At 60.8% G+C, this 13,716-nt stretch carries 8 protein-coding genes; all 8 read left to right on the plus strand.

Going from position 1 to position 13,716, the window contains the following annotated elements; all coding sequences use genetic code 11:
• The first annotated feature begins 6 nt into the window (after positions 1 to 6).
• Positions 7 to 2,052: a flagellar hook-associated protein FlgK gene (flgK, locus tag DM813_RS15770; RefSeq protein ID WP_128324324.1), complete on the plus strand. Its 2,046-nt coding sequence runs from the start codon at positions 7 to 9 to the stop codon at positions 2,050 to 2,052.
• A gap of 13 nt (positions 2,053 to 2,065) precedes the next feature.
• Positions 2,066 to 3,631, plus strand: coding sequence for a flagellar hook-associated protein 3 (locus tag DM813_RS15775; protein ID WP_128324325.1), 1,566 nt, complete (start codon positions 2,066 to 2,068; stop codon positions 3,629 to 3,631).
• Positions 3,632 to 3,713: 82 nt separating this feature from the next.
• A complete protein-coding gene (locus tag DM813_RS15780) occupies positions 3,714 to 7,280 on the plus strand; it encodes a glycosyltransferase (protein ID WP_128324326.1) in 3,567 nt (1,188 codons plus the stop codon).
• 54 nt (positions 7,281 to 7,334) lie between these two features.
• Complete coding sequence (locus DM813_RS15785; protein WP_128324327.1) at positions 7,335 to 10,073, plus strand: glycosyltransferase family 2 protein; 2,739 nt, start codon at positions 7,335 to 7,337, stop codon at positions 10,071 to 10,073.
• Positions 10,074 to 10,182: 109 nt separating this feature from the next.
• Positions 10,183 to 10,881: a WbqC family protein gene (locus DM813_RS15790; RefSeq protein WP_128324328.1), complete on the plus strand. Its 699-nt coding sequence runs from the start codon at positions 10,183 to 10,185 to the stop codon at positions 10,879 to 10,881.
• Positions 10,878 to 11,513 (plus strand): class I SAM-dependent methyltransferase, encoded by a 636-nt coding sequence (locus tag DM813_RS15795; protein WP_128324329.1) that lies wholly within the window; start codon positions 10,878 to 10,880, stop codon positions 11,511 to 11,513. Before DM813_RS15790 ends, DM813_RS15795 begins: the two co-directional genes overlap by 4 nt.
• Positions 11,514 to 11,549: 36 nt before the next feature.
• Positions 11,550 to 12,317 carry a hypothetical protein gene (locus DM813_RS15800; RefSeq protein WP_128324330.1) on the plus strand — a complete coding sequence of 256 codons (768 nt, stop codon included), beginning with the start codon at positions 11,550 to 11,552 and terminating at the stop codon, positions 12,315 to 12,317.
• A gap of 10 nt (positions 12,318 to 12,327) precedes the next feature.
• Complete coding sequence (locus DM813_RS15805; RefSeq protein ID WP_128324331.1) at positions 12,328 to 13,707, plus strand: NAD(P)/FAD-dependent oxidoreductase; 1,380 nt, start codon at positions 12,328 to 12,330, stop codon at positions 13,705 to 13,707.
• The last annotated feature ends 9 nt before the right edge of the window (positions 13,708 to 13,716 follow it).

Raw genomic sequence — 13,716 nt, forward strand, 5'->3', positions numbered from 1 at the left:
TGAACCATGGCGAGTTTGATCAACATCGGGATGTCGGGCCTCAACGCCAGTCAGTCGGGCCTGCACACCACCGGTAACAACATTACCAACGCCGATGTCGCTGGTTATTCGCGCCAGCAGAACGTGCAGCGGGCCAACGGCTCGCAGCAGTACGGCAATGTATTCATCGGCACCGGCACGACCTTGTCCGATGTGCGCCGGGTGTACAACGCCTACCTGGAAAACCAGTTGCGTACCACCACCTCGCTGAGCAGCGACGCGTCGGCCTACCTCAATCAGGTTGCGCCCATCGACAGCATGCTGTCCGATGCCGATACGGGCATCACTGCGGCCCTGAAAAGCTTCTTCACCGCCATGCAGAGTGCGGCAGCCAAGCCCAACGAAGACGCGTCGCGCCAGTTGCTGCTGACCAGTGCGCAATCGCTGAGCAAGCGCTTCAACACCATCGCCAACCAGCTCAACGAGCAGAACACCAACATCAACGGCAACCTGGCGTCGATGGCCGACCAGGTCAACAAGCTGTCGGCGACCATTGCCCAGTACAACGATCAGATCTCCCAGATTTCGGCAGTGCAAGGCACGCCGAATGACCTGCTCGATCAGCGCAACGAAGCCGTGCGTCAATTGTCCGAGCTGGTTGGTACCCAGGTGGTCGAGCGTGAAGGCAACCTGGATATCTACCTGGAGAACGGCCAGCCGCTGGTGATGGGTAAAACCATCAACACCCTGGAGGCGGTGCCGAGCAAAACAGACCCGACCCGCTCCAGCATTCAGCTCAACCGTGGCACCACGGTCATGGACGTCACCTCCAGCCTCAATGGCGGCGAGATCGGTGGCCTGCTGCGTTATCGCAGCGAAGTGCTGGACCCGTCGCTGAACGAGCTGGGGCGTGTGGCCCTGGTCATGGCCGACCAGATCAACAAACAGCTGGCCCAGGGCATCGACAAGAACGGCGAGTTTGGCGCCGCGCTGTTCAACAGCATCAACAGTGCCGAGCAGATCAGCCAGCGCAGCACTGCCCGGTCCGGCAACACCGGTAACGGCATGCTCGATGTGACCATCAAGGACACCGGCAAGCTGAGCACCAGCGACTACCAGGTGACCTTCACCAGCGCCACCGGCTACAGCGTCAAGAAGCTGCCGGAAGGCACCGACCTGGGCAGCTTCGACATTACCGATGATCCGGCACCGGTCATCGATGGCTTCTCGCTCAGCCTGAACAGCGGCACCAACAAGCCTGGCGACAGCTTCAAGATTACTCCGACCCGCAACGCTGCGAGCAACCTGGATACCGTCCTCACCGACCCCAAGCGCATTGCACTGGCCTCGCCGTTGACCGCTACCAGTGGCTCGGGCAACCAGGGCACCGGGATCATCGGCCAGCCGAACCTGACCTCCAGCCTCGACATCTATGACGCCACCCAGCGTCTCGACCTGCAGAATGGCCTGAAGTATTCGACGCCGGTGAAGCTGGTGTTCGGTGATGACACTGCGTCGCCGCAAACCTACAAATTGCTTGATGCCCAAGGTGGCACCCTGGGCACCGGCACCATCATTCCCGGGCAGGCCAACAAGCTGCAGTTTTCGGTACCGATGGTCGACTCCACCGGCGCACCGATCAACGACGCCAGCGGCACGCAGAAGTCCTTCACCTTCGAGATGGAAGTGTCCGGCTCGCCCAAGCAGGGTGACAGCTACACCGTTGCGCTTACCGGTGCAGGTTCGGACAACAATCGCAACGGCCAGTCTGTGATCGACCTGCAGACCAAGGGTACGGTTGAAGTCGGTGCCAACGGCAAGGGTATCAGCCTTACCGATGCGTACGGCAAGCTGGTGGAAAACGTCGGTGGCAAAACGGCGCAGGCGCAGATGGACGTGGACTCGACCACGGCACTGCACACTTCGGCCAAGGCCTCGCGTGATTCGTTGTCGGGTGTTCAGCTCGATGAAGAAGCCGGCAACCTGATCAAGTACCAGCAGTACTACACGGCCTCGTCGCAGATCATCAAAGCGGCGCAGGAAATCTTCTCCACGCTGATCAATGCCCTTTAAGGAGTGGTAGACCGTGCGTATTTCTACTTCCCAGTTTTACGAAGCCAGTGCCTCCAGCTATTCGCGCAACCTTGCCAACGTGGTGAAGACTGGCGAGCAGGCCACTGACAACATTCGTGTACGTACTGCTGCCGATGATCCGGTGGGGGCCGCGCGGTTGCTGCAATTGCAGCAGCAGAGCAACCTGCTTGGGCAGTACAACGGCAACATCACCAGCGTGCGCAACAGCCTCAGCACGGCCGAGTCGACGCTCAACGGCATCACCAACGTACTGGCCCGGGTCAAGGAGTTGGCAATCGGCGCGGGTAACGGCAGCTTTACCGATGCCGACCGCAAGGCGAACGCGCAGGAGCTGAGCCAGCTTGAAGAGCAGCTGTACAGCCTGATGAACAGCCGCGATGAGAACGGCAAGTACCTGTTCTCCGGCTCGCGTGGCGATACCCAGCCGTATGTACGCAACGCCGATGGCACCTACACCTATCAAGGTGACCAGAGCACCCTGAACCTGCAGGTGGGTGACATGCTCAGCATGGCGACCAACGAAAGCGGTTACACCGCATTCGAACAGGCGCTCAACACCAGCCGCAGCCAGACCTCGCTCACCTCGCCAGCAGCGGCCGACTCACGTGTGAGCCTGTCCGATGGTCAGGTCTCCGGCAGCAGCACCTACAACGAACGCTTTCGCAGTGGCGAACCGTACGTCATCACCTTCATCAACAGCACGCAGTACAAGATCACCGATTCCACCGGCACCATCGACTACACCCTGGAAGCTTCGGGCGGCGGTACCTACGACTCGTCAGAGACCGATACCATCACCTTCCGTGGTGTCGACATGCGGGTTGATGTCAATTTCCGCGACGGCGACAACGGCACCATCGCACCGCATGCATTCACCCTGGCCTCCAAGCCGGATGCCATTGCCGGTTCGCGCAGCCCGGGCAACCCGTCGTCGTCGCAAATTACCGGGGCCAATATCAGTGACAAAGGGCTGTACCAGGACGCGTTTCCGGGCGGCGGTGCTCTGATCAAGTTCACCAGCGACACCGACTATGAAGTCTATGCCCAGCCGGTGGGGCCTGATGCGCGTCCCGTTGCCACGGGTAGCCTGACGGGCAGCAATGCCAGCATTGCCGGTGTCGACTTCACGTTCAGCACGCCTCCGGACGAGCCAAAGTCGGGCGATCAGTACTCGGTGAAGGTCAATACGCACCAGACCCAGAACATCCTCGACACCATCTCGCAGTTGCGCTCGGCGCTTGAGATGCCGGTGGACAACGACCTTGATGCGAAGCAGAAGTACCAGGCTGCCCTGGACTCGGCTATCGGTAACCTGGAAAGCGGCGCGAACAAGATCGCCGAGTCGATCAGTTCGATCGGTGCCCGTGGTGCCGCGCTGGACGTGCAGGCTGAGACCAATGAAAGCCTGCAGATTGCCAACACCAAGACGCAAAGCTCGATTCGTGATGCCGATCCTGCTGAAGTGCTGATCCGTCTGAACCTGCAGCAGACCATGCTGCAGGCCTCGCAGCTGGCGTTTACCAAGATCTCCTCGCTTAGCCTGTTCAATCAGCTCTGATCTCTATCCTCCGCGTTAACGGTCTATGCGCCTGCCTGTTCAGGTAGCGCAGGTGCATAGACCTTCTTCAAGGTTTCCCACGGTGAACGAACAGCCTCTCGTCAGCATCGCCATCCCCGCATTCAACACTGAATTCTTTCGCAGTACGTTGGCCAGCGCGATTGCCCAGGACTATCCGAATCTGGAAGTCGTGGTATGTGACGACAGTTCCGGTGCAGAGATCGAAGCTATCTGCGAGGCGCTCCGGAGTGACTCGGCGGTGCCGGTGCGCTATGTGCGCAACCCTGAACGCTTGGGGTTTGCCCGTAACCTGCTGGCGTGCCTGGCGCAGTCGTCCGGCGAGCTGATCAAGTTCCTGTGTGATGACGATGTGTTGTTCAGCACCTGCATCAGCCAACAGGCCGGTGTCTTGCGTGACTGGCCGCAGGTGAGCATGGTCAACTGCCAGCGCTTGCTCTGCGCGGCCGATGATGTGCTGCTGCCCTCGCGTTCGCTGAATTTCGTTATGTCGATGCACAGTGCCGTGCTGCGTGGTACGGACCTGCTGGACAGCATTGCCGACCGCGCACCGAACCTGTTCGGTGGGCTCAGCCATGCCCTGTTTCGCCGGGCGCAGGTAGAGGAATACCTGGCAACCCTGGTGCAGGACGGGCAGGGCTTTGTTGCACGCCTGGACCTGGCCTTGTACACCTGCCTGTTGCGCCGGGGTCATCTGTGCAACCTGGATCAGGTGCTGAGCCTTGAGCGCGTATATCCTGGCAGACTGAGCCACCAGAGCAGCATGACCGAGGCCTACAAGGTCGAGTCCGAATGGTTGCTGCAAATGCTCGCAGCACGCAGCGGTGAGGCCGCGCCGGCTGAAGGCTGGGTGCGTTACCAGTCGCTGGCAAGTTACGACGACAGCGCGGATGCGCACTGGGAAGAGCTGGATATGCGGCGCTTCTTTTCCGGGCAGATGGCCAACTTCAACCAGCAGGTTGGTAGCAACAGTCTGAGCTTTTCCGAGCTGTACGCCGAGTGGCTGAAATACCGCAGCCTCTCGGCGGGCCAGTTGCGCCTGCTGCCCAAGCGCATCGAGCAATGGCCCAGCCAGCCGCGTATCGTGCCGGTGATTTTCTGCGGGGACGACGAGGCCGGGTTGCGTGTGACCCTCGACAGCCTGGCAGAGCAATCCTATCCCGCCCGGCGCATTCTGGTGATGGGGCCGGCGTCGCTGCAGTCTGTGGCCGGTGACGAGGTTCAGTACCGGGTGTGCGCCGACAATGACTTTGCCGAGCTCAATCAGTGGCTGTTCAGCGACGAGTCGGCTGACTGGTTCTTCCTCCTGCGCGCTGGCGACCGTTTGCATCCGCACGCGCTGGTGATCATGGCTGAGCGTATGGCCCTGCGCGCTGACAGCCTGTGCCTGTACACCGATGAAGGCGCCAACGACAACCTTGAGCCGTCGAGCCCGATCTTCAAACCGGACTTCAACCTTGACCTGATGCGCAGCCTGCCCTATGTCGGGCGCCTGCTGGCCTTCAATGGTGCGGCAGTCCGTGGGCTGGGGGGCTTTGATCAGCGCTTCGATAGCCTGGCACCCCAGGACCTGCTCTGGCGTCTGGTTGAAGCCCATGGCTTGCCGGTGGTGGAGCACATTGCCGAAGTGCTGGTGCAGTGCCGGTACACCTATGCCCAGTGGTTGGCTGAGGCCGGTGCCCAGGTCCAGGCATCACGTGTGGTGGAGGCGCACTTGCAGCGCTTGGGCGTTAGCGCCCAGGTGGCTGGCATTGACGGTGGCCTGATGACCCGCGTGACCTATCAGCATGAGTGGGCGGCGAAGGTGTCGATTCTGATCCTTGCCGGTACCGACCTGACGGCGTTGATGCGTTGCGTTGAATCCTTGCTTGAGAACACCGCCTACAGTCAGTTTGAATTGCTGCTGGTGGTCAACGACGAGGCGCCTGCTGAAGTCCGTGACTGGCTCGCGGCAATGGCCAATCTGGGCAGCGATCAGTTACGCGTCGTTGCCGTCTCTGCCAGCGGTCAGGCCGCCAGCCTGAACCAGGCGAGCCTGCAGGCGACCGGCGACTACCTGCTCTTGCTTGATCCGGCCTGCGTACTGTTCGACAAGCAGTGGCTGTGCGAGTTGATGCACCTGGCGCAGCGCCCGGAAGTCGGTGTGGTCGGTCCAAAATTGCTCGACCGCAATGGCGCGGTGATTTCGGCCGGCCTGGTACTGGGCATGAATGGCCTCGCTGGCAGCCCCGTACTGGGCTGTGCGGCAAACGCCGACAGCTACATGAACCGCCTGCAACTGGTGCAGAACTGGAGCGCCTTGAGTCTGGACTGCATGCTGGTGCGCAGCGAGCTGTTCCAGTCACTTGAAGGGCTCGATACTGGCAGTTTGCAAAGTAACTTGCTGGACGCCGATTTTTGCCTGCGGGCGCGCAAACTCGGCTACCTGTCGGTGTGGACGCCGTTTTCAAAAGTGGCCCGGTTGACGGTGGCTGACGACCACGGCACCGCGCACGTCGAGGCCGACCAGGCCGCGTTCTACCAACGCTGGCTGTCCTGGGTGGCCTTCGATCCAGCCTATAACCGCAACCTCAGCCTCAAGCTGGCGAACTTCAACTTCGAGCCCGGCCTGCGCAGTGGTTGGGACCCGTTCATCGCACGGGCCATGCCATCGGTACTGGCGTTGCCAAGCAATACATCGGCGATCGGACATTATCGGGTGGTTCAGCCTTTTACGGAGCTGGAACGTGCCGGCTGGATTCAGGGCCGCATCGACTACAGCTCGCCGGGCCTGATCGAGCTGGAGCGGGAAAAGCCCGACGTGGTAATCCTGCAGTGCCGCTACACGCCGGGCAACATCAAGGACATGGGCAGGTACAAGCAGCTTTCCAATGCCCGGCGTATTTACGAGCTAGACGATTACATCATCGAGCCGCCGAAAAAGAACGATCACGCGCGCAACATGCCAAGCAACATGCGCGAACTGGTTGGCCAGGCCATCAGCCTGTGCGACCGCGTAGTGGTGTCCACCGAGCCGCTGGCCGATGCGCTGTCGAGCATGCACCACGACATTCGTGTGGTTCCCAACATGCTGGCCGCGCCCCTATGGAGCGGACTTGTCAGTGAACGTCAGACCAGTGCGCGGCCTCGCGTGGGCTGGGCCGGCGGTACCAGTCATCGCGGTGACCTGGAACTGCTGCTGGAGGTGATCAAGACCCTGGCCGGCGAAGTCGACTGGGTGTTTTTCGGCATGTGCCCTGACGTGCTGCGGCCGTACGTGAAGGAGTTCTACGAAGGCATTTCATTCGCCCAGTACCCGCGCAAACTGGCCAGCCTCAACCTCGACCTGGCCTTGGCACCGCTCGAGCAGAACCTCTTCAACGACTGCAAGAGCAACTTGCGCTTGCTGGAATATGGCGCCTGTGGGTTTCCGGTGATCTGCACCGATACCAAGGCCTATGCCGGTTATCTGCCTTGCACGCGAGTGCGCGAAAACACCACCGAACAGTGGCTGGAGGCAATCCGCATGCACCTTGGCGATCCATTGGCCAGCTATCGCCAGGGCGATGCCCTGCGTGAGGCGGTGTTGCGCGACTACGTACTGAATGAACACCATCTGCAGCATTGGGCCAATGCCTGGCTGGCGGACTGAACCCTGGCGTCCGGCGGGGCCGGATGCCGAATCGATAACTGGAACAGGTGCACTATGATCGAAATCGCAACTGGGAAGCGCAGCGATGTAACCGTTGTCCTGCTCGGGCATGATCAGGCGGACCATCGTGCCCGCGCGCTTCACTACTACCGCGAGGCCGGTGTGCCTTGCCTGGCCCTGCAACCGTTGTCTGCGAACGCTAGCGGCGCACAGTTCTGCGAGCGCCTGAGCCAGGCATTGGCGCAGGTAACGACGCCGTTCGTAACCTTGGCCCAGGATGCCGATTTCGTTCTGGCCACGGCGTTGGACAACGCCGCAGCGCACCTGCATGAGCAACCACAACTGGCGGCCGTGCAGGGTTATGCGCTGGCCTATGCCGCCGGCAATGCTGAAGTGGCTTACCACAAGTCTGGCGTTTCCTTTGCGCCAGCAGCCGGGGAGGGTGCGATTGCCCGCCTCAAGCAGTATGCCCAGGCGGGCCAGCAAGCCTGGCGTGCGGTATCGCGCGTTGCAGTCTTGCAGGCGGCGTTGGCCGAGGTGCCACAGGCACTGGATGTTGCTGGTGTGCGTACGGCTTTGTCGTGTGTGCTGCTAGCCGATGGCGCCATTGCACAGCTCGAGCAGACTGACGTGATTTGCGAGTACGCGCCCTGCGCGTTGACACCGGTCGTTCGTGAAGAGCGGGTTAACCAGACGGTGCGCACGCTGCGTCAGTGGGATGCCGATCGCCAGCGTCTGTACGCCGACGACGCCGGGTTCGCGGTGCTCAATGGTTTTGTGCGCAGCAGCCATGAGCAGGGTGAAGAACCATTGCTGTTTACCTCGGGATGGAAAAGCGTCATTGATGACCCGGAGCGTGTGTTCGAGCCGCGGCAGTATGTAGAGCTGCCGTACTACAATCGCGCGCTGTTCGAGCAGTTGACCGCGCTGGAGTTTCTTTGCCACGCCTGGCCAACGGGCCAGCGCCAGCAGCAGGCGCTGGAAGGCATCTGGGTGCGCCAGCGCGATCTCATGCAAGTGCATCCCAATGACACCCCGGAGAGTTTGCAGGCGCGCTATTGGCAAGCCATGGCGCTGGGCCTGTTCAACCTGAGCCTGTGCCAGCAGCTGATGCCGATGTTGAGCGATGGCGAGGAGGGTGAGCGCGTTCGTGAGTTGAACAACTGGCTGCAGCGTCTGCAACAGGTACCGGGTATCGAAATGCACGAGCGGCTGCGTGCTACGCCGTCAGGAAAGGTGCTGGAGGCAATCGCCGCCGCCACGCCTGACGAGCAGGGGCGCCAGCGCGTACTGGCGCACCTGGCCAGCCATCCGGCCGGGCAAATCGCCTTTGTGGTGCTGGATCTCAATGACGACGACCTGGCCCTGCAAGCCACTTTCGACAGCCTGTTGGCTTCGGGCGTACGCAACTTCAAGCTTGTAGTGCTCAAGGCCGGCAACTTGCCGACGATTACCACGCCACGCGATACCCTGCACTTCATCCAGGTGACCGAGAGCAATTGGGCCACTCACCTCAATCATGTTGTGAAGCAACTGCCAAGTGAATGGCTGCTGCTGTTGCAGGCGGGCGACGTATTGCTGGCCGGCGGCCTGCTGCGCTTGATGGTGGAGCTTGGCGAGGCACCGGCGTGCCAGGCCATTGCTGCCAACGAAGTGCAGCGTGACCAGCAGGGGCGTTTGCTCAGTGTGGTGCGACCGGGTGCCAACCTGGACCTGCTGCGCAGCCAGCCGGGCCTGATGTCCCGCCATTGGCTGGTGCGTCGCCAGGCGGTACTGGACCTGGGCGGTTTCAGCGAGACCTCGCGCCAGGCACTGGAACTCGACCTGTTGCTGCGTCTTGTGGAGACCCAGGGGCTAGGCAGCCTGGCGCATATGGACGAGTACCTGGTAATCGGCCAGCAAGCTTCGCCCGCACTGGTTACCGAAGCGCAGGCAATCCTCAACCGTCACCTGACGCAACTGGGGTATCGCAGCCAGGTCAGCGATCAGGGTGCAGCCGGCTTGCTCATCGATTTCCGTCATTCGGCCACGCCGCTGGTCAGCATTCTGCTGGCGCATGAAGGCGATAACGCACAGCTGCAGGCGTGCCTGACGTCTGTGCTCCAGCGTACCCGTTACCCGCGTTATGAAGTGCTGGTGGCCTGTGTTGGTGATCACGTCGAAATCGACGCAGCGGCATTCCAGGCCTTTGCCGGCCGTGTCCGGCTGTTGGCGGGCGAGCCAGGTGCATCGCAGGGCGAGCTGCTGAACCTGGCTGCCAGCGAGGCACGTGGCGACTACCTGGTGCTGCTGTCGGAGCACGCTCAAGTCGTCACGCCAGCCTGGATCGAAGGCCTGCTCAACGAAGCGCAGCGTCCGGAGGTCGGTGTGGTGGGGGCGCGTCTTCAGACGGCTGACGGAACCTTGGCCCATGCCGGATATGAGTTGCTGGCCGGACCTTCGGTGCACGCCCCCTGGGCGGGAGCTGCGTTTGAACAGGACGCTGTCAACTTCTGGCCGCTGTCGGTACGCAGCTGCACCGCCGTGTCCGAAGGTTGCCTGATGGTACGCAAGCAGGTGTTCGAACACGTTGGCGGTCTGGTCTCGGCACCCGGCGCCGATGTCGAGTTGTGCCTGGCGGCTGCCCAGGCCGGTCTGGCAGTGGTGTGGACCCCACGCGCGCAGTTGTTCGTCAGTGAGCTGAGCGCGGTTGATGAAAGCGTCAGTCGTGCGCTGGCTGAGCGCTGGCCGACAGCGTTCACCGGTCGGGCGCCGTTCAGCGTGAGCCTGGAGTGGCTTGCTCAGTTGGCATAGCTGGCGTGGGAATTGCAAAAGCCGGGTATAGACCCGGCTTTTTCATTTCTGGTGGCGATTTATTGACAGGTGAGAGGCCCAGGTGTCCGTTGTGAACATGAGGCTCAGGATGCAGAAGAAAGTGGCTGTGGTGCAGTCGAACTACATACCTTGGAAAGGCTACTTCGATCTGATTCGTAGCGTCGACGCATTTGTCTTGTATGACGATGTTCAGTACACCCGGCGTGACTGGCGTAATCGCAACAAGATCAAGACTGCCCAGGGAGAGCATTGGTTGAGTGTCCCGGTGAAGAACCGTGGCCGTTATGAGCAGTTGATCAATGAAGTGCAGGTCAGTGAGCCGGACTGGGCAGCCAAACACTGGAAGACCATCGAGATGAATTATCGGCGAGCGGCTTGCTTTGCCCAGATGGAGGCACCGGTTCGTGCCCTCTACGAGCAGGCTGCCAGCCTCGAGAACCTTTCCTGCATCAACGCGATGTTCATCCGCGGTCTGTGCGCGCTGCTCGACATTCATACACCGCTGTATCGCTCCGAGGATCTGGGCCACAGCGAAGGCAAGAATGAACGGCTGATCCAGCTATGCCAGGCACTTGATGCCACCGAGTATCTCTCGGGGCCAGCGGCCAGTTGCTATCTGGACGAAACGGCCTTTGCCAATGCCGGGCTCGAGGTGTCGTACATGAATTATGCGGGCTATCCCGAGTACCCACAGTTGTTCGGCGAGTTTGAGCATGCCGTCAGCGTCGTTGACCTGTTGTTCAACACGGGCAGCGATGCGTCAACTTTTCTGGAGCGACGTCCATGAGCACGGACATCTTGCAAGACGTGGCGCACTATTACTCATCGCGAGTCCGTGCACATGGTGCCACCCCTGAGGGGGTCGACTGGAACGGCAGTGCATCGCAGCAACTGCGGTTTGCCCAGTTGCTCAAACTGGTGCCTGCCAATGAGCAGCAGGAAGGGTTCAGCCTGATCGATGTTGGTTGTGGTTATGGTGCGCTGCTGACGTGGATGCGTGAGCGTGGCCTGGCGGTCGACTACCATGGCTACGACCTCTCGGACCAGATGATCGCGGCAGCCCGTCAACAGCATCCGGCCAACGATGCGGTGCGCTTCGAGGTGGCCGAACGTGCCTCATGCACAGCGGATTATGCGGTGGCCAGCGGCATCTTCAATGTCTGTCAGGATACCCCGCGTGAAGCCTGGGAGGCTTATATCGGCGACGTGCTGCGCAGCATGGATGCCTGCAGTCGCAAAGGCTTTGCGTTCAATTGCCTGACCTCTTATTCAGACCCTCCTTTCATGCGTGATTACCTCTATTACGGTGATCCGTGCTTCTACTTTGATCTGTGCAAAAGGAACTACTCCAGAGAGGTGGCACTCTTGCACGATTATGGTTTGTACGAGTTCACCTTGCTTGTGCGCAAGGCGTCCTGACGAACTGTCCGATCACTCTGTCTCCTGGAAAACACTATGCTCAAAAGCGGTTCCACCTCCGTCACACAGTCCAGCGATGGCCAGCTCGAAGCCCGTGAGCAGCTCTGGCTGGCTTTCCATAATGCGCCTCTGGATGATGCCGAAAAAGAGCGCAACCTCGGTTTGTTCATCCGCTCCGCCTCATTGGCGCGGATGCTGGCGGTTTCCGATCTTTATCGTGAAATTGTCCGGTTGCCTGGTTCGGTACTGGACTTCGGTACGTGGCGCGGGCAGAACGCCGTGCTCTGTGAGAACCTTCGGGCGATCTTTGAACCCTTCAACAAGCAGCGCCGGATCGCGGCGTTCGACACCTTTGCCGGCTACAAATCCCATACCGGCGACGGGCAGATTGCCAACGCGCATTTTCAGGACGGGTGCTATGACACCGGCAATGGCTATGCGGATTACCTGCGTCACCTGCTGGCCCTTCATGAAGGTATCAATGCCTTGCCGCAAGTATCAGGCGGGCATCAGGTGGTGGAAGGCGATATCAAGGACACCTTGCCACAGTTCATCGAGCTGCAACGCAACTTGCTGGTGGCCCTCGCTTTCTTTGACATGAACCTGGAGGGGCCGACCCGCTTTGCCCTGGAGCAGATTCTGCCACGCTGCGTGCCTGGCTCGCTGCTGGTGTTCTTCCAGTTGCAGCGCGACTTCCTGCCGGGCGAGGGCTATGCCTACGTCGCGGAGATACTGGGGAAAGTGCGTCACGAGATCAAACGCTCGGAAACCTACCCGTCACTGTGCATCGTCAAGCTGCTGTAAGGAGCTCTCCATGTTTCTGATCGTTGGCAATGGCATGGTCGCCCTGGCTATCGCCGCCGGCCTCTCGCGTAGTGTGCCGGGTGAGCGCATCCAGGTGGTGGGTCCGGCTGCGCGCCCTAACAGCGCTTCCATGGCCGCTGCGGCCATGCTCAACTCCTTTGCCGAGCTTGAGCCGGGCGCACTCGATCAACCGCGTGACCGTCTGAAATTCGAGTTGAGCCAGGCATCAGCCCGTCTGTGGGAGAACTTTGTCGAAGAGTTCGATATTCCCGCCGAGTACTATCGCCTGGGTACCGTGCTGGTGAACAACAACGCCTCCAACAGCTTCGAGGATGCTGCGTTCGATGCGATCGCCGGATACCTTGACGAATTCGCCGAGCCGTACGAGCGTGTCGACCCACACCTTGAACCTGCCTATGTGCCAGGCGCGAGCTATCGTACCCGTCAGGCGCTGTTCCTGCCGCGCGAGGGCGTGCTGAATCCGGATGGTGTGATCCGTGCGCTGCAGGCAACGCTGGAAAAACGCGGTGTGCGTTTTGTCGATGGCGTGGTGAAAGCGTTGGACAAGGTCAACGGTCGCACCCGTGGCGTGACCCTGGAAGACGGGCGCGTGCTGGGTGCGGAGCGTGTCGTGCTGGCCAACGGCAGTATGGCCACGCGCTTGTGGGACGAAGAAGGCTGCATCCGGATAATCAATGGCGTCGGCGCGACTGTGGTGTTGAAGAACCCCGGTATCAAGGGCCGCTATGTTTTGCGTACTCCCAACCGTGGCGGCGCCTGTGGCATCTACCATGCTCCCTATCAGGACGATCAGTTCGTCGTCGGGGCCACCAACCTGGTGACCACCGCCGATGAGCAGTTCCCGCGTGCAGAATCGGTGGCGGCGCTGATTAACGGTGCGATCAACCAGGTCAACCACCTGCACCGCACCAGTGGGTTCATCCGCTACAACTTCGGCTATCGTCCGCTCAGCCTTGATGGCTATCCGGTTATCGGCCAGCTCAACGACAACACCTTCATTGCTTCCGGCACCCGCAGGGATGGCTACCATTTTGCGCCTTGGCTGGCGGACAACCTGGCGGCATTGCTGCTCGACCAGTCGATCTCGACACAAGCCAGGGAGTACTTCCACTTCACTCGACCACAACGCAGTGCATGGCTGGACCAGTCGGTGGAGGCGTGCTGTCGCAAGTATGCGGCGGTCAAATGTTCGGCGTTGTCGCAGCACGGCTTCGATGCCGGACACACCGATGCCGACCAGGCGCTGGAGAATTACTACTACCAGCGTGCGCGTGCCTTTTTCGACAAGCACGGGCTCGAGCAGAGCGTTCAGGTGGATTTCCTGGACGCGCTGCTGGGTGGTTACCTTTCACTGTCGGATTTTGCCTGAAGCCCGAGC

The sequence above is a fragment of the Pseudomonas alkylphenolica genome, from assembly GCF_004025535.1.
In the GTDB taxonomy this organism is placed as follows: Bacteria; Pseudomonadota; Gammaproteobacteria; order Pseudomonadales; family Pseudomonadaceae; genus Aquipseudomonas; species Aquipseudomonas alkylphenolica_A.

Bases quoted from the DNA above. Each gene is read 5' to 3' on its own strand.
- flgK (WP_128324324.1), top strand. From the start codon at position 7: ATGGCGAGTTTGATCAACATCGGGATGTCGGGCCTCAACGCCAGTCAG.
- DM813_RS15805 (WP_128324331.1), top strand. From the start codon at position 12,328: ATGTTTCTGATCGTTGGCAATGGCATGGTCGCCCTGGCTATCGCCGCC.
- DM813_RS15800 (WP_128324330.1), top strand. From the start codon at position 11,550: ATGCTCAAAAGCGGTTCCACCTCCGTCACACAGTCCAGCGATGGCCAG.
- DM813_RS15790 (WP_128324328.1), top strand. From the start codon at position 10,183: ATGCAGAAGAAAGTGGCTGTGGTGCAGTCGAACTACATACCTTGGAAA.
- DM813_RS15785 (WP_128324327.1), top strand. From the start codon at position 7,335: ATGATCGAAATCGCAACTGGGAAGCGCAGCGATGTAACCGTTGTCCTG.
- DM813_RS15795 (WP_128324329.1), top strand. From the start codon at position 10,878: ATGAGCACGGACATCTTGCAAGACGTGGCGCACTATTACTCATCGCGA.